The 24770-nt window shown below is 64.5% G+C and carries 25 protein-coding genes and 1 tRNA gene; 17 read left to right on the forward strand and 9 right to left on the reverse strand.

Annotated features, from left to right (window positions below):
• Window positions 1–104: 104 nt before the first annotated feature.
• The 3 genes from AC1C2M_RS08090 to AC1C2M_RS08100 are packed head-to-tail and all read right to left on the reverse strand — an operon-like array spanning window position 105 to window position 2802.
• Window positions 105–875 (reverse strand): SDR family NAD(P)-dependent oxidoreductase, encoded by a 771-nt coding sequence (locus tag AC1C2M_RS08090; protein WP_495435895.1) that lies wholly within the window; start codon window positions 873–875, stop codon window positions 105–107.
• A 16-nt stretch (window positions 876–891) separates the two neighbouring features.
• A complete protein-coding gene (locus AC1C2M_RS08095; RefSeq protein ID WP_495432567.1) occupies window positions 892–1854 on the reverse strand; it encodes a 3-hydroxyacyl-CoA dehydrogenase family protein in 963 nt (320 codons plus the stop codon).
• Between the two features lie 9 nt (window positions 1855–1863).
• On the reverse strand, window positions 1864–2802 hold the full coding sequence (locus tag AC1C2M_RS08100; protein ID WP_495432568.1) for a sugar phosphate isomerase/epimerase family protein: 939 nt from the start codon (window positions 2800–2802) through the stop codon (window positions 1864–1866).
• Window positions 2803–3078: 276 nt separating this feature from the next.
• Here AC1C2M_RS08100 and AC1C2M_RS08105 point away from each other — a divergent pair.
• The 6 genes from AC1C2M_RS08105 to AC1C2M_RS08130 all read left to right on the forward strand — a co-directional run bounded on the left by AC1C2M_RS08105 (window position 3079) and on the right by AC1C2M_RS08130 (window position 6592).
• A tRNA-Trp gene (locus AC1C2M_RS08105) sits at window positions 3079–3151 on the forward strand.
• Between the two features lie 42 nt (window positions 3152–3193).
• Window positions 3194–3469 (forward strand): preprotein translocase subunit SecE, encoded by a 276-nt coding sequence (secE, locus tag AC1C2M_RS08110; protein WP_108390138.1) that lies wholly within the window; start codon window positions 3194–3196, stop codon window positions 3467–3469.
• 84 nt (window positions 3470–3553) lie between these two features.
• Window positions 3554–4588 carry a transcription termination/antitermination protein NusG gene (nusG, locus tag AC1C2M_RS08115; RefSeq protein ID WP_495435896.1) on the forward strand — a complete coding sequence of 345 codons (1035 nt, stop codon included), beginning with the start codon at window positions 3554–3556 and terminating at the stop codon, window positions 4586–4588.
• Between the two features lie 90 nt (window positions 4589–4678).
• Entirely contained in the window at window positions 4679–5110 is a 432-nt protein-coding gene (gene rplK, locus AC1C2M_RS08120) for a 50S ribosomal protein L11 (protein WP_108390140.1), read from the forward strand.
• A 144-nt stretch (window positions 5111–5254) separates the two neighbouring features.
• Window positions 5255–5944 (forward strand): 50S ribosomal protein L1, encoded by a 690-nt coding sequence (gene rplA, locus AC1C2M_RS08125; protein ID WP_108390141.1) that lies wholly within the window; start codon window positions 5255–5257, stop codon window positions 5942–5944.
• Window positions 5945–6049: 105 nt separating this feature from the next.
• Window positions 6050–6592, forward strand: a complete 543-nt coding sequence (locus AC1C2M_RS08130; protein ID WP_495435897.1) for a GNAT family N-acetyltransferase — start codon at window positions 6050–6052, stop codon at window positions 6590–6592.
• Here AC1C2M_RS08130 and AC1C2M_RS08135 read toward each other — a convergent pair.
• A complete protein-coding gene (locus AC1C2M_RS08135) occupies window positions 6561–7880 on the reverse strand; it encodes an MFS transporter (RefSeq protein ID WP_495435898.1) in 1320 nt (439 codons plus the stop codon). The genes AC1C2M_RS08130 and AC1C2M_RS08135 overlap by 32 nt on opposite strands.
• Window positions 7881–7935: 55 nt before the next feature.
• Here AC1C2M_RS08135 and AC1C2M_RS08140 point away from each other — a divergent pair, with 55 nt between their 5' ends.
• Window positions 7936–8895, forward strand: a complete 960-nt coding sequence (locus AC1C2M_RS08140; protein ID WP_495435899.1) for an ArsR/SmtB family transcription factor — start codon at window positions 7936–7938, stop codon at window positions 8893–8895.
• Between the two features lie 32 nt (window positions 8896–8927).
• On the opposite strand, the gene AC1C2M_RS08145 is transcribed toward AC1C2M_RS08140, so the two are convergent.
• From AC1C2M_RS08145 to AC1C2M_RS08155, 3 genes are all read right to left on the reverse strand, one after another.
• Window positions 8928–9947, reverse strand: coding sequence for an NADP-dependent oxidoreductase (locus AC1C2M_RS08145; protein WP_495435900.1), 1020 nt, complete (start codon window positions 9945–9947; stop codon window positions 8928–8930).
• 233 nt (window positions 9948–10180) lie between these two features.
• Window positions 10181–10810, reverse strand: a complete 630-nt coding sequence (locus AC1C2M_RS08150) for a YqaJ viral recombinase family protein (protein WP_108390146.1) — start codon at window positions 10808–10810, stop codon at window positions 10181–10183.
• Window positions 10811–10941: 131 nt separating this feature from the next.
• A complete protein-coding gene (locus AC1C2M_RS08155; protein ID WP_483405250.1) occupies window positions 10942–11202 on the reverse strand; it encodes a thioredoxin family protein in 261 nt (86 codons plus the stop codon).
• Between the two features lie 67 nt (window positions 11203–11269).
• Here AC1C2M_RS08155 and AC1C2M_RS08160 point away from each other — a divergent pair, with 67 nt between their 5' ends.
• Window positions 11270–12109, forward strand: a complete 840-nt coding sequence (locus AC1C2M_RS08160) for an NAD-dependent epimerase/dehydratase family protein (RefSeq protein WP_495435901.1) — start codon at window positions 11270–11272, stop codon at window positions 12107–12109.
• Window positions 12110–12154: 45 nt separating this feature from the next.
• On the opposite strand, the gene AC1C2M_RS08165 is transcribed toward AC1C2M_RS08160, so the two are convergent.
• On the reverse strand, window positions 12155–13480 hold the full coding sequence (locus tag AC1C2M_RS08165) for an acyltransferase family protein (RefSeq protein WP_495435902.1): 1326 nt from the start codon (window positions 13478–13480) through the stop codon (window positions 12155–12157).
• Window positions 13481–13592: 112 nt separating this feature from the next.
• Here AC1C2M_RS08165 and AC1C2M_RS08170 point away from each other — a divergent pair, with 112 nt between their 5' ends.
• From AC1C2M_RS08170 to rplL, 5 genes are all read left to right on the forward strand, one after another.
• Window positions 13593–14351 carry a response regulator transcription factor gene (locus AC1C2M_RS08170; protein ID WP_483405255.1) on the forward strand — a complete coding sequence of 253 codons (759 nt, stop codon included), beginning with the start codon at window positions 13593–13595 and terminating at the stop codon, window positions 14349–14351.
• Window positions 14348–15862, forward strand: a complete 1515-nt coding sequence (locus AC1C2M_RS08175; RefSeq protein WP_495435903.1) for a sensor histidine kinase — start codon at window positions 14348–14350, stop codon at window positions 15860–15862. The genes AC1C2M_RS08170 and AC1C2M_RS08175 overlap by 4 nt, the downstream gene beginning before the upstream one ends.
• Before the next feature lie 50 nt (window positions 15863–15912).
• The gene (locus AC1C2M_RS08180) at window positions 15913–16590 is read left to right on the forward strand and encodes an HAD family hydrolase (RefSeq protein WP_495432577.1); all 678 of its coding nucleotides are present in this window, start codon (window positions 15913–15915) and stop codon (window positions 16588–16590) included.
• A 267-nt stretch (window positions 16591–16857) separates the two neighbouring features.
• Window positions 16858–17373, forward strand: a complete 516-nt coding sequence (rplJ, locus tag AC1C2M_RS08185) for a 50S ribosomal protein L10 (protein ID WP_108390152.1) — start codon at window positions 16858–16860, stop codon at window positions 17371–17373.
• A gap of 53 nt (window positions 17374–17426) precedes the next feature.
• Entirely contained in the window at window positions 17427–17810 is a 384-nt protein-coding gene (gene rplL / locus AC1C2M_RS08190) for a 50S ribosomal protein L7/L12 (RefSeq protein WP_483405258.1), read from the forward strand.
• A gap of 152 nt (window positions 17811–17962) precedes the next feature.
• Here rplL and AC1C2M_RS08195 read toward each other — a convergent pair whose 3' ends face one another.
• A complete protein-coding gene (locus tag AC1C2M_RS08195) occupies window positions 17963–19030 on the reverse strand; it encodes a LacI family DNA-binding transcriptional regulator (protein ID WP_495435904.1) in 1068 nt (355 codons plus the stop codon).
• Between the two features lie 333 nt (window positions 19031–19363).
• Here AC1C2M_RS08195 and AC1C2M_RS08200 point away from each other — a divergent pair, with 333 nt between their 5' ends.
• The 4 genes from AC1C2M_RS08200 to AC1C2M_RS08215 all read left to right on the forward strand — a co-directional run bounded on the left by AC1C2M_RS08200 (window position 19364) and on the right by AC1C2M_RS08215 (window position 24720).
• Window positions 19364–20710: an ABC transporter substrate-binding protein gene (locus tag AC1C2M_RS08200; RefSeq protein ID WP_495435905.1), complete on the forward strand. Its 1347-nt coding sequence runs from the start codon at window positions 19364–19366 to the stop codon at window positions 20708–20710.
• 79 nt (window positions 20711–20789) lie between these two features.
• Window positions 20790–21761, forward strand: coding sequence for a carbohydrate ABC transporter permease (locus AC1C2M_RS08205; protein WP_495432579.1), 972 nt, complete (start codon window positions 20790–20792; stop codon window positions 21759–21761).
• Entirely contained in the window at window positions 21758–22750 is a 993-nt protein-coding gene (locus tag AC1C2M_RS08210) for a carbohydrate ABC transporter permease (RefSeq protein ID WP_495432580.1), read from the forward strand. Before AC1C2M_RS08205 ends, AC1C2M_RS08210 begins: the two co-directional genes overlap by 4 nt.
• An 80-nt stretch (window positions 22751–22830) precedes the next feature.
• Window positions 22831–24720, forward strand: a complete 1890-nt coding sequence (locus tag AC1C2M_RS08215; protein WP_495432581.1) for an ABC transporter ATP-binding protein — start codon at window positions 22831–22833, stop codon at window positions 24718–24720.
• The last annotated feature ends 50 nt before the right edge of the window (window positions 24721–24770 follow it).

The raw sequence follows: 24770 nt of genomic DNA on the forward strand, positions 1-24770 counted from the left end.
GTGCGAGCAACCAGATTCCCACTCCAACGAGAATGATCCCGAGGGCGAGGAAAAGGATGCGGCCTTTGGACCAGGGTCCTGTTGCTCCCGTCATGATCCCGGCCTCAGTGCATGTAGAGGCCGCCGTCAACGTTCAGGGTCTGACCCGTCACGTATCCGGCGTCCTCGCTGATGAGGTAGGAGATGGCGGCGGCAATGTCGCGCGGTGTGCCGATGCGCGGGAGAACGCCGTCGGATGCCATGGCTTCCTTGCGTTCGTCCGTGAGGGTTCCGCCCATGATGTCGGTGTCGATGGGGCCGGGGGAGATGACGTTGACCGTGATCCCGTCCTTTCCGAGCTCGCGAGCGACACTGCGAGAGAACCCGATAACGCCGGCCTTCGCCGCGGAGTACGCCGTCTTGCTGAAGGTGCCTCCGCCGCGCTGGGCCGAGACCGACGAGAGGTTGACGACCCGGCCGACGCCGTTCTTCACCATGGATTCGACGGCGCGCCGTGTGGCGAAGTGGACGCCGTTCAGGTTGATGCCCAGGACCCGGTTCCACTCCTCGTTCGTCACCTCGAGATACGGCACCGGTGAGGATACGCCGGCGAGGTTCACGAGCGCGATGACCTGGGGCAGCGCAGCCTCGAGCGAGTCGAAAGCGGCACGGACCTGCGCGTCGTCGGCAACATTCGCACCGGCGCCAGCGGCGACGACACCATGCTGTTCCGCAATCTCCGCTGCAACGGATGCCGCGGCATCCGCGTCGAGGTCAATGATGCCGATGTTCCAGCCCTGCTCGGCCAGATAGTGGGCTGATGCGCGGCCGATGCCACGCGGTGACGCGGCACCGGTGAGGATGACCGCGCGCGATTCGGGAAACTGTGTTGCCATGTCCGGTCCGATCGTGTTAGTTCGAGGGGTGAATGGGGGCAGGGCCGAGCTCATCCATCAGCTTCTTGATGGCGACGTATGCCTTGTTGCGGTAGGCGATCAGCTCCGCAGTGCGTTCCGCGGGTACGTCGAGGTAGCCCGCACCGGTCTTGGTGCCGAACTTGCCTGCATCGACGAGCTCCTTGAGCGAGTCCGGAGTCGCAAAGCGCTCGGGCCAGCGGGTCTGCAGGGAGGCGTAGCAGAACGAGTAGACGTCGAGGCCGGCCATGTCGGCGATCGCGAACGGTCCGAAGACCGGAAGGCGGAAGCCGAAGGTGGTCCGCACGATCGTGTCGATGTCTTCGGGGGTTGCAACGCCCTCTTCGACGAGCTGGGTCGCCTCGTGGAACAGTGCGTACTGCAAGCGGTTGAGCACGAAGCCCGTCGCGTCCTTGACCCGCGCCGTCTCCTTGCCGGTCGCCTTCACGATTTCTTCGACGACCTCGATCGCCGCAGGGTCGGTTCCCTCGTGGGGGATGAGTTCAACGCCAGGGATGAACGGGGCCGGGTTCGAGAAGTGAACGCCGAGGAACCGGGCCGGGTTGGTCACGGCCTCAGCGAGCGACCCGATCAGGATCGTTGAGGTGTTCGAGCCGATGATCGCGTCAGGACGCGCTGCATCACTGATGCGCTTGAGTGTCGCGTGCTTGATCTCGATCTTCTCCGGCACCGCTTCCTCGATGAAGTCGGCGTCAGCGACGGCCTCCTCGATCGACGCGGCTGGCGAGACGTTGGCGCGGATGCGTTCCACAGCGTCGGCGGGGAACAGCCCGTCAGCGACGAACTGCGCGGCCTCCTCGATGAGGCGCTCGTAGTTCTTGACGGCGATCTCCTCGGAGATATCCGCGATGCGGACCTGGGCACCAGAAAGGGCGAGAACCTGAGCGATTCCCCCACCCATGTATCCGGAGCCGACGACGGCGATGATGCGATTGGTCATGATTCTCTCCTAGGCCTTCGGAAGAAGTGAGCGGATGTACTTCTGGTTGGTGGCACACATGCCGAGGCTGTCTCCGCCGTAGTGCTCGGCGAGGATGATCCCGTTGTAGCCGAGCGCCATGGCATCCCGGAATACCTGGCGGTAATTGATGAGACCCGCTTCCATGGTCGACGGAACCGAGGTGAACCAGCTTCCGTCTGCCGCTTCGTCACGCGTGTAGTTCTTGACGTGCCAATAGTTGGCATAGGGGAGCGTCTTCGCGAAGAGTTCGCGCCAGTCCTCGACGGGCCGGTGCAGGCGGATGAGGTTTGCAACGTCGGGGTTGATGCCGACGTTGTCGAGGCCCACATCTTCGACGAACCGAACGGCGCTGTCCGCGGTGCCGACGTAGGTGTCCTCGTACATCTCGAGGGAGAGCGGAAGACCAACGGATGCCGCGTGCTCACCGAGCTCACGGATGCGCTTGACGGCGGTGTCCCAGACGTCGCGGTCGTCAGGGTCCTTCGGGCCCTCCGCTGTCCAGAACCACAGCGCCTTCTTCTGCGCGTCGCTGAACGGCTGGTGCAGGCCGGTCGAGAAGACCTCCATGCCCCATTCGGCTGCCGCGTCGATGGTGCGGTGGGCGTACGCGAGGTTCTTCTCTTCAGAGCCCGGCATGATGACGCTCTGACGCTGGAGGTGCACCGAGGGGATGCCGACTCCGTGCGATTTCGCGATGGAAAGGAACTCGTCGCGCCTCGAGGGTTCAAGGTCTGCGGGGCGCACGTGGCTGTCAGCCAGTTCGGCCAGGGTGAATCCGACGTCGGCCACCTGTGCGAACATGTCGTCCCACACCTCGGCCGGGGCGTCGTGCATGGCGAGGCCTTGCTTATCGACCGGCGGGAAAGCGTGGAGACAGGTGGCGATGGGCCAGGTCTCAGCCGTGTACTTGGGTTTCTCAGTCGACATTCTGCTCCATTGCATTCAGGGTCGCCATCACGGCTTCCAATATCCTATAGGAACCATACGCGCCGAGGTCGTGATTGTAAACACCCGTCAGGTTGCCGTGCTCTGCGTGCTCGTGTTTGCGGAGAGCATTTCGCCCTGTACACTTGGGGAGGTAGTTGAAATCTGCCAAGCTTTTTTGCGCCTATTTTCATCTTTTTTCGGCAACCGCCGTAAGAAGGGGATTGCGGGTCAGAATCGTGAATCAGGTTTTTGCTTCCCGACCGGGTATCCGGTCATAGGGCGGTGGCTCAATTGGTAGAGCAGCGGTCTCCAAAACCGCAGGTTGCAGGTTCAAGTCCTGTCCGCCCTGCGCGTCGGTGTTAACACCCCGGCACATGAAAGGTGTAACCAGGTGGCCCGAAAAGTTATCGACGAACCGAGCGAGGAAATCGTCGCAGCAGCGAAGAAGGACCGTGCCGCAAAGCGTGGACCCTTCGCCGGGATCATCCTGTTTCTGAAGCAGGTTGTCGCTGAGCTCAAGAAGGTCGTCACACCGACCCGCAAGGAACTGCTCAGCTACACCGGTGTTGTGCTCGTGTTCGTCGTGATCATGATGGCGCTTGTCTGGGGCCTGGATCAGGTGTTCAGCTGGGTCGTGATCTTCACGTTCGGTACTCCGGCGGCCTAGCCGCTGACATCCGTTCATCCGAACCTCATACAGCGCAACGTGGCCGTGCACCGGCCAAACGAGAGCCAAAGGAAAGAGATTTAAGTGTCGGAGAGAAATCTAGACGACGTCGACTGGTCGACTGCCGCTGAGCAGTCCAGTGAGGACGACGAAGCCCAGGAGGGCAACGTGCTCGCGGCCGAAGAGAAGGCTGTCAACCCCGCCGAGCACGAAGCGCTGCACATCGAAGACACCGCGGATGTCATCGTTGACGTCGAGGAGGAGGTCGAGGCTCTCGCCGAAGCCGTAGATCCCGAAGCCGATGCGATCGTCGATGACGCTCTCGAGATCGACGAGGCTGCAGAGGCTGAAGCCGCTGCTCTCGCTCTCGCAGATTCCATCGAGGTCGAGCGCGAAGAAGAAGCAGAATTCGAGCCAGAGGTCGCGCCGTACAACGGCGAGGAGCCGGATGCCGATGTCGTCGAGGCTGCCGCCGCTGGCGACGAGGCCGACGCAGAAGACGCCGACCCCTACGACGCATTCCGCAAGGAACTGCGGAGCCTGCCGGGCAAATGGTTCGTCATTCACTCCTACGCCGGGTTCGAGCGCAAGGTAAAGGCGAACATCGAGCAGCGCAAGGGATCGCTCGACGTTGCCGACTACATCTACCAGGTCGAAGTTCCGATGGAAGATGTCGTCGAGATCAAGAACGGCCAGCGCAAGATGGTCACCCGCGTTCGTATCCCCGGATACGTGCTCGTGCGCATGGACCTGAACGAAGACTCCTGGTCAGTCGTTCGCCACACGCCAGGTGTCACCGGCTTCGTGGGCAACGCCCACAACCCGACGCCGCTGCGTTTCGAAGAGGCCTTCAACATGTTGAAGAGCCTCGTCGAGGTCAAGGAAGCCGCACAGTCGAAGTCCACCGGTGCGAAGGGCGGCCAGACGGCTCGCTCGATCCCGGCAGAGGTCGACTTCGAAATCGGCGAGACCATCACGATCAAGGAAGGCTCGTTCGCTGGCCTTCCCGGTTCGATCAGCGAGATCAAGCCGGAGAGCGGCAAGCTCATCGTGCTCGTATCGCTGTTCGAGCGCGAGACCCCGGTCGAGCTCAGCTTCGATCAGGTCACCAAGCTCTAAACTTTTCTCACACCACCGCGGCCCAACCGGGCCTGCGGGAGAGCGCCTGTCACACGGACGGTGCTCGAAACCCAATAAGAAGGAAGAAACATGGCTCCGAAGAAGAAGGTCACTGGTCTGATTAAGCTTCAGATCAAGGCTGGCGCCGCCAACCCCGCCCCGCCAATCGGCCCGGCACTGGGTCAGCACGGCGTAAACATCATGGAATTCTGCAAGGCATACAACGCCCAGACCGAATCCCAGCGTGGAAACGTCATCCCGGTCGAGATCACCGTTTACGAGGACCGCTCGTTCACGTTCATCCTGAAGACCCCGCCCGCTGCAGAGCTCATCAAGAAGGCTGCCGGCGTCGCAAAGGGCTCGGGAACCCCGCACACCGTCAAGGTTGCGAAGCTCACCAAGGAGCAGGTCCGCTCGATCGCTGAGCAGAAGATGGCCGACCTCAACGCAAACGACATTGACGCTGCGTCGAAGATCATCGCCGGAACCGCTCGCTCCATGGGAATCACCGTCGAAGCGTAGTAACACCTCGGGTTCCGCACTGCTCTCTGCAACGGGACCCACCCGAGCTGGCCAGACACCGTCTGACGCCGTCTCAAAGACACAACATTCGTGGCAGCGCCGGCCAGGCGCAAATGACCACATTCTCGAATTGGAGAAATTCACATGGCACAGAAGTCAAAGGCCTACCGGGCCGCCGCCGAGAAAATCGGCACTGACAAGGTCTACACCGCAGCTGAGGCAGTTAACCTTGCCAAGGAAACCGGTTCGGCCAAGTTCGATTCAACGGTTGAGGTTGCCCTCAAGCTCGGTGTCGACCCCCGCAAGGCAGACCAGATGGTCCGCGGTACCGTGATTCTTCCTCACGGAACCGGTAAGACCGCCCGCGTCATCGTGTTCGCAACGGGCCCTGCAGCAGAAGCAGCAATCGCTGCAGGTGCTGACGAGGTCGGTGGCGACGAGCTCATCGAAAAGGTGGCCGCTGGTTACACCAACTTCGACTCCGCGGTTTCGACCCCGGAGCTCATGGGCAAGGTCGGTCGTCTCGGAAAGGTCCTCGGACCCCGCGGCCTCATGCCGAACCCGAAGACCGGAACCGTCACCCCCGATGTGGCCAAGGCCGTCAACGACATCAAGGGCGGAAAGATCGAATTCCGCGTTGACAAGCACTCCAACGTCCACTTCGTCGTCGGCAAGGCATCGTTCTCGCCCGAGCAGCTGTTCGAGAACATCTCGACCGCTCTCGAAGAGGTCAACCGCCTCAAGCCGTCCTCCTCGAAGGGCCGTTACATCCTCAAGGGAACCGTCTCGACCACCTTCGGTCCTGGCATCCCGATGGACATCAACTCCATCTAGTTCCCGCGCGCTGCAGTTTCTGGCGCACTGACAAAAAGGACCTCGCTTCGGCGGGGTCCTTTTTGCGTGCAATGCGGCATCCGCCGTGCTCCATAAAATAGCGGGATGACCCTGACTGTTCGACGTGCCCGACCGGCGGATGCCGCGGGGCTGGGGGAGCTCGCTGCCGTCACGTTTCCGCTCGCCTGCCCTCCCGGCAGCGCGCCGGAGGCGATCGCCGAGTACATCGTCGGCAATCTGACGGAGCGGAGCTTCGATCGGTACCTCGACGACGGCAACCGTGGCATCCTGCTGGCCGAGGACGACAGTGGCCCGGTGGGATACATGATGCTCATCGGCGGGGAGCCGGCCGACCCCGACGTCGCCGCTGCGGTGACGATCAGGCCGACCATCGAACTCAGCAAGGCGTACGCATTGCCGGGGGTTCACGGCAGGGGTGTGGCGGCGGCGCTGATGACGGCGACGCTCGACGCGGCGAGAGAACGGGGAGCAGCGGGCATCTGGCTCGGGGTCAATCAGCTCAACGCGAGGGCGCTCCGGTTCTACGAGAAGAGCGGATTCGCCATCGTTGGTGAGAAGAAGTTCTCGCTCGGCCCCGAGGTGCACAGCGACTTCGTCATGGAGCGGGCGCTGGCAGGGCCGTCGTGAGGTGGTGTCGGGCGAGCAGGTTGATCCCCAGTGCTGACAGCAGGAAGACGGCACCGAGAACCAGCCAGCCCATCGTGCCGTGGGTGAGCACGGTCGCGCTGATGACGAGCGGCGCGGCCATGGCGCCGAGCGAATAGCCCATGGCGAAGACCCCCTGGTACGCGCCTGCGCGCGACTGGTCCGCGAGCTCGAAGCTCAGCCCCCAGTTGCTGGCACTCGAGAGGATCTCGGCGAAGGAGTGCACGACCATGGCGAGCACGAGGAGGGCGATGGCGACCCCGATGGCGACGTCAGCGGACCCGGCGTAGAGGCCGCAGGCGACAACCATGAGGATGCCGGCGAGCACCGAGATCTTTCCGGCGTGCGCGACATCGTGGGTGCCACGGGAGAGCCGCACCTGGAATGCGATCACGAGGACCGTGTTGAGGATGAGCAGGAGCGAGTACACGGCACTTGGTGCCCGGGTGTCGTGGACGATCCACAGCGGCAGGCCAACCTCGGCAACACCGAACTGCATGCCAAACACGCCGGAGAGCACAGTGAGCGCGAGGTAGGTCGGATTCCGGAACGGTGAGCGCCCCCGCACCGGGCGGGGCACGTCGCTCGTCGGGTCGTGCTGCGGGGCGTCGACGGATTTCGGCAGGCGAGCGAGCACGAACGCGCTCGCTCCCGTCAGGACCGCGGCGATCACCATCACGCTTCGGTAGGCCGTCGGGGTGGCGAGCAACAGTGCGATTCCGCCAGCGGCGCTGCCGAGCGAGATGCCGATGTTCGTGACGGTGCGGAGCACGGCGCGGGCGCCCACCCTGCCCTGCCCGGTGAAGGCGCGGGCGATGATCGCGCCGCGAGTGGAGTGCGCGGCACTCGCGGTTGCCGTGACGACACACGCGACGGCGAGTGCCACGGGGAACGAGGTCGCCAGTGGATAGCACGCGAGCGCAACGGCTTCGATGAGCACCAGCCAGACGGCGAGGCGCCTGGCGCTGAACCGGTCGGCGAGGTGGCCGCCGAGGTACGACGTTCCCACTCCGATGGCGCTCGAGATCGTAAGAAGCAGGGCGACCTCGATCGCGGGCAGCTCCACGATGAGGGTGAAGTACAGCACGGTGAGCGTGAGAAACACGCCTCGGCCGAGAGTCGAAACGAGGGTGGCGAGCACAAGCCGACGCAGAACGGGGTCCTGCGTGATCGAAGCGAACCATCTGCCATCACGACGACGGATGCCGCCTGCCGGGATCGGTGTGGTGTCGGGGAGGGAGGGGGCGTTGCTGGGTGGTGGTGCGCTCACGTTCCTTTCTCCCATGCGCGGAACGGCATCCGTTAGTGATGTAGCGTATGGCTACATGTTGCGGTATGAACTCAGCGAGTCCGATCTCGGTGGCGTGCGGTTCGGAATCTCGCCGCTGTGCGAGCTCGGTCTCTCGCTGCGGTCGATCCGGGATCCCGGGCGCTACCCGCTGCAGCTGCCGTGGGTTATTCGAACAGAAGACGCGAGGCGCTCCCTCGACACCGAGGTGCTCGCGGCGCTGGTCAACGACCGGTTGTGGACACCTGACTTCCTCAACCCGCGGCCGGACTCGCCCCTCACACGAATCGAGAACGAACTCGCCCGGCTCGAGGCGCTCCCGGCCGCCGATTTCTTGCGCGGGGTGCTCTCGGTGCACCCTGAGTTGCCTCCGGTGTTTGCCGGGCCGCCTGACCGGGCTATCCGGCGGATGGTGAGCGCCCTCCGGGAGTACTGGGACGCGTGCTTCCGCCCGCACTGGCCCCGGATGCGGGCGATCCTGGAGTCCGACATCGTGCACAGGGGCCGTGTCGTGGCGCTCGACGGGCTCGCCGTCATGCTCAACGGTGTCTCATCGGCGGTGACCTATGAGAACGGAGTGGTGTCGATCGCCCTTGCCGCACCGGAGAGCCGGACCGAGTACACGGGTGGCCTCGGTCTCACCCTCGTCCCGACGATGTTCACCCGGCGGGCGTCGGCGCCGGTCGAGGCCGGGCAGGCCCCGCTTGTCATGTACCCCGCGCGCGGTCAGGGCGCGATGTGGGAGCCAGAGACTCTGGCACCGGAGGGCGCTCTCGTCAGCCTCATCGGCTCCCGGCGCACGGCGCTGCTCAGGGCGCTGGGCTCGCCGGCGTCATCGACCGAGCTCGGGATCAGGTTTGGCATCTCCACCTCGGCGGTCAACCAGCACCTGCGTGTACTCGCGGACACCGGGCTCGTGACGTCGACGAGGCACGGACACAGCGTTCTCTACTTCCGGAGCGAACTCGGGCAGGCGCTCTCGGAACGCGCGAGCTGACGCCCGGACGCGGCGCTTGTGTGGCGCAGCCGTCAGTGTGCGGGAATCGTGAGCACGATCTTGCCGCGGGTATGCCCGGACTCGAGTGCCTCGTGCGCCTCGGCGGCGTTGCCGAGATCGAATACCTGGTCGACGAACACGCGAACATCCCCCGACTCGAGCAAGCGGGAGATGGTCGAAAGGCTGTCGCCGTCCGGCGCGACCTTGAACGTCGTCGCGCGCATTCCCGCGGCAGCGGCCTCGGCGAGAAAGGTCGGCCAGCTGCCCGTCGGCGCATTGACGATGAGACCGCCTTCGCGCAGCACACCGAGAGAGCGCGAGCCCGTGTTGTCGCTGACATTTCCGATCAGGTCGATGACGACGTCGACCTTGCTGACGGCATCCTCGAATCGGGTCGTCCCGTGGTCGATGACCTCATCGGCGCCAAGCTCTCTCAGCCATTCCTGGTTGCGGCTCGAACCTGTCGCTATGACGTGCGCACCGAAGTACTTGGCGAACTGCAGGGCGAAGTGCCCGACGCCGCCGCTGGCTGCGTGAATGAGGATGCGCTGGCCCTGGTGGGCCTTGGCGACCTCGACGACCATTCCCCAGGCGGTCAGCGCGGCCAGCGGCACACCGGCGGCTTCCACGTGCGAGAGCGCCGCTGGTTTCTTCGCGACGGACAGGCTCGACACGGCGACGAATTGCGCGTAGCTGCCCGACGTGCGCGGAACCATGGTCATGCCGTACACCTCGGCGCCAGGAGCGAACGGGTGCGCCTCATACGGTGACTTCACGACGACCCCGCTGAAATCGAAGCCGAGCACGGCGGGAAAGCTCGGGATGCCGGCAGAGACGCCGCGTCCGGCCCGTGTCTTCGCGTCGATGGGGTTGATGCCGGCGGCCACGACCTGCACGATGAACTCGGAGTTGTACGCGGACGGGACGGGGACAGTGGCCTCGTGCAGTGCACTCGCGTCGCCGGTGGCATCGATGACCGCCGCGCGCATGGTTTCGGGAATCGTGGGCGGGGCTGATGCTCCCGCCGGGGACGCATCAGATGATCCAGTCATGCCCCGAGTCTGCCACGCAATCCCCACACCCTCACGCATCTCTGTCCCCTGTCGTTGTTGCTCTGTTTACAGCTAACGCCCACAATGAGTCAGTGGTGTTACGGCCGAGTTCCCACCCAGCAAACAATCGTCCAGCGAGCGCTACAGATCCATGCCTGCGCTACATAAACATCTGCAGCGCGGGCATGGACGTGCAGCGGTCGCGAACAGGGAGGGCCGCGACGGACCAGGGATCAGGGGATGTCGTACGGGTCGTCGTGCACGAGGTACCGCGACACGCGTGTGGTTCTGCGGTGCAACTCGTCGATGAGGTTGTTGGCGAGTCCGACCAGCTGGTTGATCTGCTTCTCGTCGCGGTCGATCCAGCGGCACATCGGTTCCTCGCCGACCGGCACGAAGTTCGCGTGCTGTTCCCAGACCACGAGGGTTCGCTCTGCCCCGAGCACGTACTGCTGCCACCAGATCTGACGCAGGTAGTTGCGGGGAACGCTCGACCACGGCTTGGTCGTCGTCTTGATCTCGGCGAGCACAAGCGCACCCGACGTTGACACGGCGAGGCCGTCAGGGGTCGCGAGGTGACGCTTCTCGATCTCCGCGTGGAAGAGCGCCGATGACGGCGAAATGCCGTGGGTCGCGGCCACCCAGCGAGCAATCTCAGGTTCGCGCGCCCGACCGTGGTCGGTGTAGGCGTTCCCGGAGAAGCCGGGACCGCCGCCGAGCTTCTCGGTGGCGACGGCGTCGATCGACTTCGCGCTCGAGAGCCGGGCCACATCCGTCGCGGTGATGCCGCGAGAGCGAGCCCGGAGCCAGGCCACCCGGTCCGATGAATCGGCAACGAGGCGGTCAAGATGGCTGGAAGTCACACTCTATTGTGCCTCGGCCGGGCGGATGCTCCCGCCACCGGCACCCTGTCGGCGCGCCTTATCGGGTCGGTCGGTTTCTGGGCCGCGCGGGTCCGGCCGGCTGACTCAGGCCGAACACCCGGCCCGGGGCGTCAGAGCGCCTTGGCTGCTGCCCGGAGCACCTGGTTGAGCGTGGGAACCCCCGTCGCGCGGAAGACTTCCTTGCCCGTGTCGTCGAGGACGAGAACCGTCGGGGTGAGGCGGATGCCGTCATCCGCCGCCTTCGCATTCTCGATGGCGACGTCGCGCTCGACCACCCTGGCTTTGGGCACGACGCGTTCGGCTTCGGCGAGCACCTCTCGGGCGCGGGCGCACGGGGTGCAGAACGACGAGGTGTAAAGGACGAGTTGCATGCTTACACTCAACCACGCCCGAGCGCCACCCATACCCCCGATGCCCCAACTGCAACAGAATGGGCCCATGAGAATTGCTGTTACCGGTGGATCCGGAAAACTGGGACGCACCGTCGTCCGCGAACTGCGCGCCGCGGGGCACGTCGTCATCAACCTCGACATGACGGGGGAGCGTGGGCCCGGATTCGTGCGCGTCGACCTCACCGACTACGGTCAGACCCTCGACGCACTGCTCGGTGTCGACGACAGGCACTCGGGATTCGATGCTGTCGTTCACCTCGCCGCGATCCCGGCCGCCGGGCTGGCGAGCAACGTTGCGACGTTCTCCAACAACATCCTCGCGAGTTACAACGTGATGAGTGGTGCTATTCGCGCCGGCATCCGCAACATCGTCTACGCGTCGAGCGAGACGGTTCTCGGCCTGCCGTTTGAAACGCCCCCGCCGTACATTCCCATCGATGAGGAGTACGCGGCACGGCCGGAGAGCACCTACTCGCTGGTCAAGCACCTCGAAGAGCAGATGGCGATCGAGCTCGTGCGGTGGAACCCCGACCTCAAGATCATTGCGCTGCGGTTCTCGAACGTGATGAACCCTGAGGATTACGCGGAGTTCCCTGACTTTGACTCTGACGCGTCGCTGCGGAAGTGGAACCTGTGGGGCTACATCGACGGGCGGGACGGCGCCCAGGCGGTCGAGCGCGCCGTCGAGCTCGACACCACAGGCTTCGACCGGTTCATCATCGCGGCGGCGGACACCGTCATGTCACGCCCGAACGACGAACTCGTCGCCGAGGTCTTCCCCGACGTTCCCGTGACGCGCGAGCTGGGGACGAACGACACACTGCTGTCGATCGACAAGGCACGTCGGGTGCTCGGGTACGACCCGCAGCACTCCTGGCGCGACTGACCGAAGCCGCACTGGTGGGTGCGCGGCTGTTGGCGTGCCGCGCACTCACCCGCGGGGGATGGCGGTGCGCTGTGGTCCCGTCAGCCACAGCGCCGCGGCGCAGGCGACGAGAGCTGCCGCGGCGAGCGGGAAGTCCAGTCCGTACGCCGTGATCGCCAGAATGGGCAGTACGAAAAGTACAACGGCGACCGGGGTGGCCCACGGCGCCGCGATACGCGGGGCACCCAAAGGTGGCGCCTTCTCGAACCTGATCAGCCAGAGCGACAGCACCCACACGGCCGCGAGAACCAGGACGAAGAACGGGAGCCGCGTCCACCACCATGCGGCGCTCCCCGGCTGAGGCAACGGGAGTGGCAGGAGCAGCTGGATGCCGATGAGCACCATGATCATCGGCAGGTGCCAGAGGTAGACGGTCATCAGCCGCGATCCGACGAGGAACACCGCACCCTGCGCCGCTCGCGTGCGCATCATCGCGGTCAGTGGTGTGTGCAGCAGGGTCAAAGCTGCCGCCTGAATGACGGCGAACACTGCCATGGGCGCGGTCGGCGGCCACTGGTTGCCGAGCATGCTCACCGAATAGCCGCCGAGGGCAACCAGCTGCCACACGGCGATGTAGCCGGCGCCAACCAGCAGGAGGAGCTGCCACCACCGGCGCTTCGCGAACCAGCCGTCGTAGAGGAAAAAGCCGACCTGGCTGGCGAAGAGCCAGACGAAAGCGACGTTGGGGATGCCGAAGAGCTCCTGCCCGATCTCATATCCGGTCGGCGGAAGCCGGTCGATGCCGAGAAGGCCGCCAGCCACAACGAAGCGGATGCCGTCAATCGCCAGCGCCGCAGCGAACAACGCCAGCAGCACCCACCCGCCGTACCGGTCGTGCCACCGCATCATCACCGGCGCGAGCGCCTGGACGATCATGTACGCGGCGAGGAACCACAGCGGCGAACCGACCCCGATCGCTATGGCGTCGACCAGTTCAGGGTCGATGCCGAGGGCTCCGGCAGCACCGAGAACGACGGTGAAGAAGACGAAAACGACGAGCGCCGGGCGGGCGAGGCGCGCCAGGCGAACGCGCACGAATTGATCGGCGGTCGTGCCTTTCGCAACGGCGGATCGCCAGCCTGCTCTCGCCGCGTAGCCGCCGACCACGAAGAACAGCGGCATGATGTTCGCCATCCACGTCGCGGCGTTGAACCACGGCTGGAACTCTACGGTCCTTTCGATCAGGAGCGATCCGTTTGCGTCGCGCCCGACCCCCGTGAACAGGATGTGGACGAAAACGACGAGCACAACGCAGAACACACGGGCAAGGTCAAGTGTGAGGTCGCGACCCGCTGGAACTGTGCGGCTGGCCACGTCGACGGAGCGGGTCATGCCCCGAGAATAGTGGGCGGCTCAGCCACGGGTGTAGCGACACGAACAGGGGCCACGGGAGCCCCCAAGATTGCTCATAGGTGGCTCATAGCAACGGGCGGATACTGGAAATATGAGCGCTTTCGAGTCTTCTTCGCTGCCAGCGGCATCCGTACCCCTGAAGCGAGCAGATGGCAGTGCCATCCGCGTGCTCGTCGTCGATGACGAGAGCAGCCTGACCGACCTGCTGAAGATGGCGCTTCGCTACGAGGGCTGGGAGACCCGCACGGCAGCCACCGGGCGGAAAGCACTCGACGTTGCGCGCGAGTTCCGGCCAGACGCCATCGTGCTCGACATCATGCTTCCCGACATCGACGGGCTGAGCGTACTGCACCGCCTGCGCGAACAGGGCGACGACGTCCCGGTGCTGTTCCTCACGGCGAAGGACGCGCTCGACGACCGGATCGCCGGACTCACCGCCGGTGGAGACGACTACGTGACGAAACCGTTCAGCCTCGAGGAGCTCGTTGCCCGCCTGCGCGCGCTGATCCGGCGTTCAACGCTCACCGGTGCGACCGGTGGCCCCGTCATCACCGTCGGTGACCTCACGCTCGACGAAGACAGCCATGAAGTCTCGCGCGGCGGCACCCCGATCGAACTGACCGCGACCGAATTCGAACTCCTCCGCTTCCTCATGCGCAACCCGCGGCGCGTCCTCTCCAAGGCACAGATCCTCGATCGGGTGTGGAGCTATGACTTCGAGGGCAGGGCGAGCGTCGTCGAGATCTACATTTCCTACCTGCGCAAGAAGATCGACGCCGGACGTCCGCCGATGATCCACACGGTTCGCGGGGCCGGATACATGCTCAAGGCGGCCGAGACGACGCCATGAAACGGATGTCGCGGTGGACGTTGCGGGGACGACTCGTCGTCGCTGTCGTCGCGTTGCTGGCGCTCGCCGCGGTGATCATCGGCTTCGCGAGCGTGGTGAGCGTGCGGACGGTGCTGCTCGACCGTGTCGACGCGCAGCTGACGGCCGCGACCTCGCGGTCGTACGGCGCCGAGGAAGCGCGCCGCGGTAACGATGGCCCGATGTCCCCGAGGGGGCAACCGCCGGTGCCCGAGTTCATCGGGGTGCCCGGCCAGTCCGCGGGCACGCTCGGCGCGATCATCTCCGGGGGAGCGGTGCGCTACGCCGGCTACCTCGATGACGCAGGCGACTTGCAGCCGCTGACTGCGGGACAGGTGGAGACGCTGCTGACCGTGAGCATGGGCGGTCAGCCGGAGTCGATTGACCTCGGCGGTGAGCTCGGTTCCTACCGGGTGGTGGCCGTCGAGGCGGGGGACGGCGTGATGATCGTTGGACTTCCGCTCGCAGACCTCGAGTTCACTCTCGGGCAGCTCATTGCCGTGATCGGTGCGATCACGCTCGGCGTTCTCGTCGTCGCCGGCGCGGCCTCGTACGTCATCGTGCGGCTCGCGCTTCGCCCGCTCGACCGGGTGGCGAATACGGCGACCGCCGTGTCAGAACTGCCGCTTGACCGCGGCGAGGTCGCGCTCGCCGTCCGAGTGCCACCTGAGGACGCCGACCCCGACACCGAAGTCGGGCGGGTTGGTGCGTCGATTAACCGGATGCTCGGTCACGTCGCCGCCGCGCTCTCCGCTCGCCAGGCATCCGAGAACAAGGTCAGAACCTTCGTGTCGGATGCCAGCCACGAACTGCGCACCCCGCTCGCGTCGATCCGCGGATATGCCGAGCTGACCCGACGGTCAGGCGAGGAGCTCCCGGAGGACGCCGCATATGCCCTGGGCCGGATCGAGTCAGAGGCTGTGCGGATGACCGCAATCGTCGAAGACCTGCTGCTGCTCGCGCGGCTCGACGAGGGGCGGGAACTGGCAAAGGAACCCGTCGAGCTCAGCACGCTCGTATCCTCGGTCGTCAACGACGCCAGAGCGGCCGCGTCAGGCCACGACTGGCAACTCGAACTGCCCGGCCGGGATGTAGTCGTTCTTGGTGATGCGCAGCGCCTGTTCCAGGTCGTCGCAAACCTCCTCGGGAACGCGCGAGTGCACACCCCGGAAGGCACCCGAGTGGTCACTGCCCTCTCCGTCGACGGGGACACCGCCGAGATCACCGTCACAGACAACGGCCCCGGCATCGACCCGACCCTGCTCGGGTCGGTGTTCGAGCGGTTTGTGCGCGGGGACTCGTCCAGACAGCGCGCGTCAGGCGGAACCGGGCTCGGGCTCGCCATTGCCCGCGGCGTGATCGAGGCACACGGCGGTACCGTCGCCGTCGAGTCGGCGCCGGGTCGCACCCGATTCAGCATCCGCCTGCCCCTCGCCGATCAGGGCACCGCGCCCGTCACTGACGGAAGGGACGCGGCTGGCGCAATCCCCTGACGAGGAGGATCGCGTCGCGCTACAGTTGCGGCGAACCGGAGGAGAATCCATTGACCGAAGCCGCACCAGCCACGTCCCCGAGCGCCGTTCTGTTTGACATCGACGGCACCCTCGTCGATTCCAACTACCTGCACGTCGAGGCCTGGGCGCACGCCTTCGCCGACGTCGGTGCCGAAGTCTCGTCGTGGCGCATCCACCGCGCGATCGGCCTGGACTCCGCGAAGCTGCTCGAGGCGCTGCTGGGTGACAAAGTCGACGAACTCGGTGATCGTGCCAAAGACCTGCACTCGCAGTACTACAAGGAACTCGCCGATCGCTTGCGTCCGCTCGACGGGGCGCGGGACCTCCTCCGTGAACTTCACGGCCGTGGCCTCAGGATCGTGCTTGCGACCTCAGCGCCCGAGGACGAGCTGGAGATCCTGACCGGCAAGCTCGACGTCGATGACGCCATCGACGCCACCACCAACGCCGACGATGTCGAGACCGCCAAGCCCGACCCGTCGATCGTCGAGATCGCACTCAAGAAAGCCGGAGTGGACGCAGGTGAGGCGGTGTTCGTCGGCGACTCCGTCTGGGACTGCATTGCGGCATCGCGCGCCGGCGTCCGTACGGTCGGCCTGCTGTCCGGCGGTTTTAGTTCGGCTGAACTGCTCTCGGCCGGCGCCATTGCCGTCTACGACGACCCCGCCGCCCTGCTGCGTGAGTTGTCGCTCAGCCCGCTCGCCTGACGACCGCACGCGATTTGGCGAAGTGAAGCGGATGCCATAAGCTGGGACAAAACCAAAGACCGCAGGTTTTCGGCGTGCTCGCGCAAGTGTGCATCCGATCGAAGGTTCTCAGCTGAGACAACCCGCGCAGGTGAACGAAACATTCTTAGAGATTCTCTCAAAATGCTCCGTGCGCTTGCGCCGGAGCTCTTTTTTTGCCGAAAACCGACTGCCCCTTTTGGCTCGCATCGCCTCCGCGGTGCGAGGAAGACTAATCAAGGAGTGGCTATGGCGAACAAGGAAGCCTCGGTTGCCGAACTCACGGAGAAATTCCAGAGCTCGACCGCCGTTCTGCTGACCGAGTACCGCGGCCTCACTGTTGCCCAGCTTAAGACGCTGCGCAAGAACATCAGTGCGGACGCAACCTACGCCGTGGTGAAGAACACGCTGACCAAGATTGCCGCGAACAACGCGGGCATTTCGTCGTTTGACGAAGAGCTCGTTGGTCCGTCGGCCATCGCTTTCGTTCACGGAGACCCTGTCACCGTTGCGAAGAGCATGCGCGACTTCTCCAAGGCAAACCCTCTCCTGGTGATCAAGGGCGGTTACTTTGACGGTAACCCTCTGACCGCCGAAGAGGTAGGCAAGCTCGCCGACCTCGAGTCCCGCGAAGTTCTGCTCGGCAAGCTTGCCGGCGCCTTCAAGGCCTCGCTGTTCGGAGCCGCATATCTGTTCAACGCACCGCTGTCGAAGGCCGTTCGCACGGTCGACGCGCTGCGTGAGAAGCAGGAGTCCGCTTCCTAGGTTCAGACCTGGGACAGCGGTGAGTAGACCAAAGAAATCTAAGGGAGAAAATCATGGCAAAGCTGTCAACTGAAGAGCTGCTTGAGCAGTTCAAGGGACTCACGCTCATCGAGCTCAGCGAGTTCGTCAAGGCATTCGAGGAGACCTTCGAGGTCACCGCGGCTGCACCCGTCGCTGTTGCTGGACCGGCTGCTGCCGGTGCTGCTGCAGAAGAGGTTGAAGAGAAGGACTCCTTCGACGTCATCCTCGAGGCTGTCGGCGACAAGAAGATCCAGGTCATCAAGGCTGTCCGCGAGCTCACCTCGCTCGGCCTCGGCGAGGCCAAGGCCGTCGTCGATGGTGCACCGGGACCCGTTCTCGAAGGTGCAAACAAGGAGACCGCCGAGAAGGCAAAGGCTGCTCTCGAAGAAGCCGGCGCAACCGTCAACCTCAAGTAATTTGCGCCCCTCGGGGCTCTTACTTGTGGCGTGACCCGCGCGGATAATTCTGCGCGGTCGAAATGCTCCACCGTCCCTGACACGTGTGCTTCGGCATCCGTCAGGGTCGAACCGAATGACGTCGCTCCTCACGGAGCGGCGTCATTCGTGCGTTAAGCCGACTGTGGTCCTGCAGGCGCCCGCTCGACGACAGGGGGCAGCCCGGTCCGCGCCGGGGCAAACGGTGCAGTGCTGGTTCGGACGATCAGGCGGGCGGGAACGTCGATAACGGCGGCGTGTACCGCGTTTCCGGCGATCGCGTCGAGAAGCGCTGTGACGGCGTCGCCGCCCTGCTGGCACGGGCGTTGCTCGATCGTGGTCAGCGAGAACATCTCGGCGTACTCGTGGCCGTCGATGCCGATGACCGAGAGATCGTCCGGCACGCGGAGCCCGAGTCGCCTCGCAGCGATCATTGTCCCAATGGCGATCTCGTCGCAGGCGGCAAACACTGCCGTTGGCCGCCGCTGGGCACTGCTCAAAATGTTCGCGCCTGCGTCGTAACCGCCGGGCAGGCTCATGATCGTCGTTTCGATCCTTGACTCGGACTTCAGACCAACGGCGGCCATCGCCTCGCGGTAGCCGGCGGACCGTTGCGCGGCCACGGAGCATTCTGACTCATCGGCATCCTCGCCCCCGATATGGACAATGCGGCGGTGCCCGAGGCTGATCAGGTGCTCGGTGGCTCTTCTGGCTGCGCCCCTGTCATCCATCGCAAGCGTCGGGATGCCGTCGGTCGGGAATCCGATCCCGACGAGTGGGACCGCGAGTCTGGTGAGTGCCTGGTGTTCTGCCTCGGTCGGTTCAACGCCGATCAGGATGATGCCGTCGAAGCGCTTGCGAGCGAGAAAGAAGTCGAAGACCCGCTGACGGTCCGGGGAACCGGCGTGCAGGTTGTACAGGGTCATGTCATACCCGCGGTCAAGGAGCGCCTGTTCGATCCCGTCGAGCACCTCGCCGAAGAACCACCGGTTGATGAACGGCATGACGACGCCAATGTTTTTGGTCTGCCCGGTCACGAGGCTCGCGGCGTTCGAGGACGCGACGTAACCGATCTCCTCGGCGGCAGCGATCACGCGCAGCCTGGTTGCCTCCGCGACATAACCGTTGCCGGAGAGCGCACGCGACGCCGTGGCCTTCGACACCCCGGCCCTGGCGGCAACATCAGCGATGGCACTCGACACTGGGCCTCCGATCGCCGGTGAAAGAGGGACCCACCCTCGCTGGGGGATGCGGTCGGTCACAGGCTAGCCCATAGACGGGCCTTATGGAACCGGTTACACAAAGCGGGGTGTCCCGGCCATCCCCGCGGCACAGCGAGTGTCGCCTCAGCGCGACAGTGACAGCCGTGAGAGCGCGAACACGTGCCGATAAGCGTCGGACAAGCCCGGCTTGTGCATCTCGCCGGTGTGCCGTAGTTTGTGCATGGAACCGGTTCCCTATGTGGCGCCGGACCCGCACCTGCAGTGCTGAGGCGACGAACTCGCCTCACGATCACACTCAACGAGGAGACACAGATGAGCTTGAAGAAAACCCATCGCCGGGTGCTCGCGCCGCTTGCAGCGGCGAGCATTCTCGGCCTGGCACTGACCGGTTGCACCGGCGACGTCGCCGCAGGCGACAAGGAGAACACGGACTGCTCCGACTACGAGACGTACGGAACCTTCGACGGCAGCGAGGTCAGCATCAGCGGAACGATCGTTGACGCCGAGGCCGACCGTCTCCTCGAGTCATGGAGTGACTTCGAGACCTGCACGGGGATCGACATCTCGTACCAGGGCACCAAGGAATTCGAAGCGCAGATCGCGGTGCTTGCCGAGGCTGGCAACGCACCCGACATCGGAATCGTGCCGCAGCCAGGCTTGCTGCAGCGACTCGCTACCGGCGGCTGGCTCCAGCCGGCACCTGAGGCCGTTGAAGCCAACGTCGACGAGTTCTGGGGCGAAGACTGGAAGACCTACGGCAGCTACGACGGCACATTCTACGCAGCGCCGTTGATGGCCAGCGTCAAGGGCTTCGTCTGGTACTCACCGACCGAGTTCGAGGAGAAGGGCTACGAAGTCCCCGAGACCCTCGACGAGCTCACGGCTCTGAGCGAGCAGATCGTCGCAGACGGCCAGAAGCCGTGGTGCGTTGGATTCGGCTCGGGCGACGCCACCGGCTGGCCGGGAACCGACTGGGTTGAAGACTACGTGCTCCGCCAGGCTGGCGCTGACGTGTACGACCAGTGGATCAACCACGAGATCCCGTTCAACGACCCGCAGATCGTTGCCGCATTCGATGCTGTCGGCGAGATCATCAAGAACCCCGACATGGTGAACGGTGGCCTCGGTGACGTGTCGAGCGTCATCTCCACCGAGATGGCTGACGGTGGTCTTCCGATCCTCGACGGCGAGTGCTCACTGCACCACCAGGCATCGTTCTACGAGGGCTTCTGGCCCGAGGGAACCGAGGTCAGCCCCGACGGAGACGTCTTCGCATTCCTCCTGCCTTCGGTTGAGGCTGGCGGAGAAACCGCTGTCACCGGTGGTGGCGAGTTCCCCGTTGCTTTCAACGAGGGCGAAGAGGTTGACGCCGTCCGTACCTACCTCTCGAGCGACACCTGGGCAAACATCCGGGTCTCACTCGGCGGTGTGATCAGCGCGAACAAGGGACTTGACCCGGAGAACGCGTCAAGCGACGTGCTCAAGGAGAGCATCGAAATCCTCCAGGGCGAAGACACGGTCTTCCGCTTCGACGGATCCGACCTGATGCCGGCTGCCGTTGGCGCCGACTCGTTCTTCAAGGGCATCGTCGCCTGGGTCTCTGGGGACAGCACCCAGGAGACCGTGGACACGATCGAATCCAGCTGGCCGCAGGACTAGCTGATACCGCCTCTCAAGGGCGAGGTCGCCTCACGGTGGCCTCGCCCTTGATTTCCCTCGTTCCGAAAGGCGTTGTTTCATGACGACCGCTGACCTCATCGGCAAAATCATCCAGGTTGTGGGTGGCCTCGCGATTTTCGCCGCCATCGTTGGCCTGCTGTTCTTCTTCCTCGACAAGGCTCCGAAGCGTGGCAAAGACTGGGTTCAGCTCGTCGTCTTCCTCGCCCCGGCGTTTATCCTCGTCCTGCTCGGCCTGATCTATCCGGCCATCCGCACGAGCCTCCTCGCGTTCACCAACAACCAGGGCGACTTCAACGGGATCGACAACTTCGTGTGGATGTTCACTCAGCCAGCGATCCTGAGCACGCTCCTCAATACGGTGATCTGGGTGCTCCTGGTCCCGACGGTGTCCACCATCGTCGGCCTCGCCTACGCCGTGTTCATCGACAAGTCGCGGGGTGAGAAGTTCTTCAAGGCCCTCGTGTTCATGCCCATGGCGATCTCCATGGTCGGCGCCGGAATCATCTGGAAGTTCGTTTACGATTATCGCCAGTCGGGCGACGAACAGATCGGCCTTCTCAACCAGATCGTGATCTGGTTCGGAGGTGAGCCGGTTCAGTGGCTGCAGACCTCGCCGATCAATACGTTCCTTCTTCTCATCGTCATGATCTGGATCCAGACCGGGTTCGCCATGGTCGTGCTGTCCGCCGCGATCAAGGCGGTTCCGGTGGAGCAACTCGAGGCCGCCGAGATTGATGGCACGAACGCATGGCAGAGGTTCACCAACGTGACCCTGCCCGGCATCCGTGGCTCGCTCGTTGTGGTCATCACGACAATCTCGATTGCGACGCTCAAGGTGTTCGACATCGTTCGAACCATGACGGCGGGAAACTTCAACACCAGCGTCATCGCCAATGAGATGTACACCCAGGCGTTCCGGGCCGCAGAGCCGGGTCGAGGCTCAGCCCTCGCGCTCGTTCTGTTCGTCCTGGTCCTCCCGATCGTCATCTACAACATCAGGCTCATGAAGCAGCAGAGGGAAATCCGATGAGCAGCACACCGATCATTCCCACGACGGGCAACGCTGAAGCCCTCGAACAAATCGAGCGCGGTGAAGCGATCGATCTCGGCACCAAATCGAAACGCGTCAAGCGTCGGCTCACCTCGCGCGGTGCAACGTTTGCCGCCCTGATCATCGCCGTCATCTGGACGATCCCGACCTTTGGGCTCTTCGTCTCGTCGTTCCGGCCGGCGGAGCTCATCCAGTCGACGGGCTGGTGGACGATCTTCCAGAACCCGGGCTTCACCCTCGAGAACTACCAGGAAGTGCTCCTGTCGTCATCGGCGTCGTCGCCGCAGCTTGGTTCCTATTTTGTGAACTCGCTGGCGATCGCGATCCCTGGCACGATCTTCCCGCTGATCCTCGGCGCGATGGCGGCATATGCCTTTGCGTGGATGAAGTTCAAGGGCTCGAACTGGCTGTTCATCCTGATCTTCGCGCTGCAGATCGTCCCGCTTCAGATGGCGCTCCTGCCGCTGCTGCAGATGTTCACCACCTTCCTGCGGCCGCTGCAGGAAGGCCTGCACGAGGTCATTCCGATGATTCCCGAGCAGAACTACCTGCCCGTCTGGATCGCGCACACGATGTTCGGCCTGCCGCTCATCATCTTCCTGCTGCACAACTTCATCTCGGAGATCCCGGGCGAGGTCATCGAGGCAGCGCGCGTCGATGGTGCGAGCCCCGGCCAGATCTTCTTCCGGATCGTCCTGCCGCTCGCGCTGCCGGCGATCGCATCGGTGGCGATCTTCCAGTTCCTCTGGGTGTGGAACGACCTGCTTGTCGCGCTGATCTTCTCCGGCGGCACACCGGATGTCGCGCCGCTGACACAGAGGCTGGCCGAGCTGACCGGTACTCGAGGGCAGGACTGGCAGCGACTGACCGCCGCGGCGTTCGTGTCGCTCATCATTCCGCTGATCGTCTTCTTCAGCCTCCAGCGGTACTTCGTTCGCGGGCTTCTGGCCGGCGCGACGAAGGGATAATTCCGCAGCACGGTCATCCGTTTGATTGATCACCCTAAGCCCGGCATCCGCACGTCGTATGCCGGGCTTAGGGTGAATTTATGAGTATGCATGGCCGCGGTGGCGGAAGTGGAGCTGGCGGCGGACGGATGCGCGGTGGCGGTGACGAAGAGGCGCAGCGTGCGGTAAACGCGAGCGCCCCGCGAGTGCCCCACCTCTTCAAACGGGTGATGGCTCTGTTCGCGCCGCACCGGGCGAAGATCACGCTCACGGTGATTCTGGTTTTGATCGGGGCGGCGCTCAGCGTCATCCCGCCGCTGCTGGTCGAGCAGGCCTTCGATGTCGGCTTGTTCCCGCCGGAGGGCGGCCCCGACCTGCCAGCGCTCACCCGCATCGTCGCGATCATGATCGGGATCTTTGTGGTCGCGACCGGGCTCGGTGTGTGGCAGACCTGGTTGACGGCGACCGTCGGCAACACGGTGATGGGCGAACTGCGGGTCTCCCTGTTCCGCAAGCTTCAGGCGATGGAGCTGAGCTTCTTCACGCGCACCAAAACCGGCGTGATCCAGTCGCGGCTGCAAAACGACGTCGGTGGGGTGGCCGGTGCGCTGAGCAACACCATCTCGAGCGTGCTCGGCAACACGGTCACCGTGATCGCCGCATTCGTCGCCATGGTGCTGATCAACTGGCAGTTGACGATTGTCGCGCTCATCCTCATGCCGATCCTCGTGATCGCGCAGCGTCGCGTCGGGCAGGTGCGTGCGCGTATCGCGACCAAGACGCAGGAGTCGCTCTCCGACATGACGGCCATCACGCAGGAGACTCTGAGCGTGTCCGGTGTGCTGCTGTCGAAGAGCTTCAACCAGCAGCCGGCCGAGATTCAGCGGTACAGCGGAGCGAATGAGGAGCAGGTCGACCTGCAGGTGAAGCAGACCATGAGCGGCCAGTGGTTCTTCGCGATGGTCAACATCTTCCTGTCGTCGATCCCGGCCATCGTCTACCTGGTCGCCGGGCTGCTGGTCTCCGGCGGCGCTGCGGATATCACCGCGGGGGCGATCGTCGCGTTCACGACCGTGCAGTCGCGACTGCTGTTTCCACTCATGGCCCTGATGCGGGTCGGACTTGACCTGCAGACATCCGGAGCTCTCTTTGCCCGGATCTTCGAGTACCTCGATCTCACGCCGTCGATCGCCGACCGGCCGGATGCCGTGCCGGTATCGCGCGCGAACCCGCGGCTGGGCAGCGTCGAGTTTGAGGGCGTGACCTTCCGGTACCCCGACGCAGCCGACGACTCGCGGCCCACTCTCGACAACGTGTCGTTCTCGATCGAGCCGGGCCAGTTCGCGGCTTTCGTTGGTCCGAGTGGGGCGGGCAAGACCACCGTGTCGTACCTCGTTCCGCGTTTCTACGACGCGACAGGGGGGCGGGTGCTGTTTGCCGGCACCGACGTGCGTGACCTGCAGGCCGAGTCGCTCGTCTCGAACATCGGGATCGTCAGCCAGGAGACCTATCTCTTCCACGCGACGATCGCCGAGAATCTCCGATACGCGAAACCGGATGCCACGGACGCAGAACTCGAAGCGGCGGCACGTGCTGCGAACATCCACGAGACGATCGCGTCGTTCGAAGACGGCTACGCCACGGTGGTGGGGGAGCGTGGGTATCGCCTCTCCGGTGGTGAGAAGCAGCGGATCGCGATCGCCCGGGTGATGCTGAAGGACCCCGCCGTGTTGGTGCTCGATGAGGCGACAAGCGCCCTGGACACGATCTCGGAGCGGGTCGTCCAGCGCGCGCTGGAGGCGGCATCCGCTGGCCGGACCACGATCGCGATCGCGCACCGGCTGTCCACGATCGTGAAGGCCGACGTGATCTTCGTGATCGAGGCGGGGCGGGTCGCCGAGAAGGGGACGCACGCGGAACTGCTCGCGCGGGGCGGCACGTACGCGCGGATGTTCGAGGAGCAGCTCGGAGGGCGCGCGCTCGTGGAGTGAGCGACTCTGTTGTGCCCTGCCGCGCGAGCATTTGCGGCGGATGGGCTGGC

Source organism: Mycetocola sp. Y444 (genome assembly GCF_059445295.1).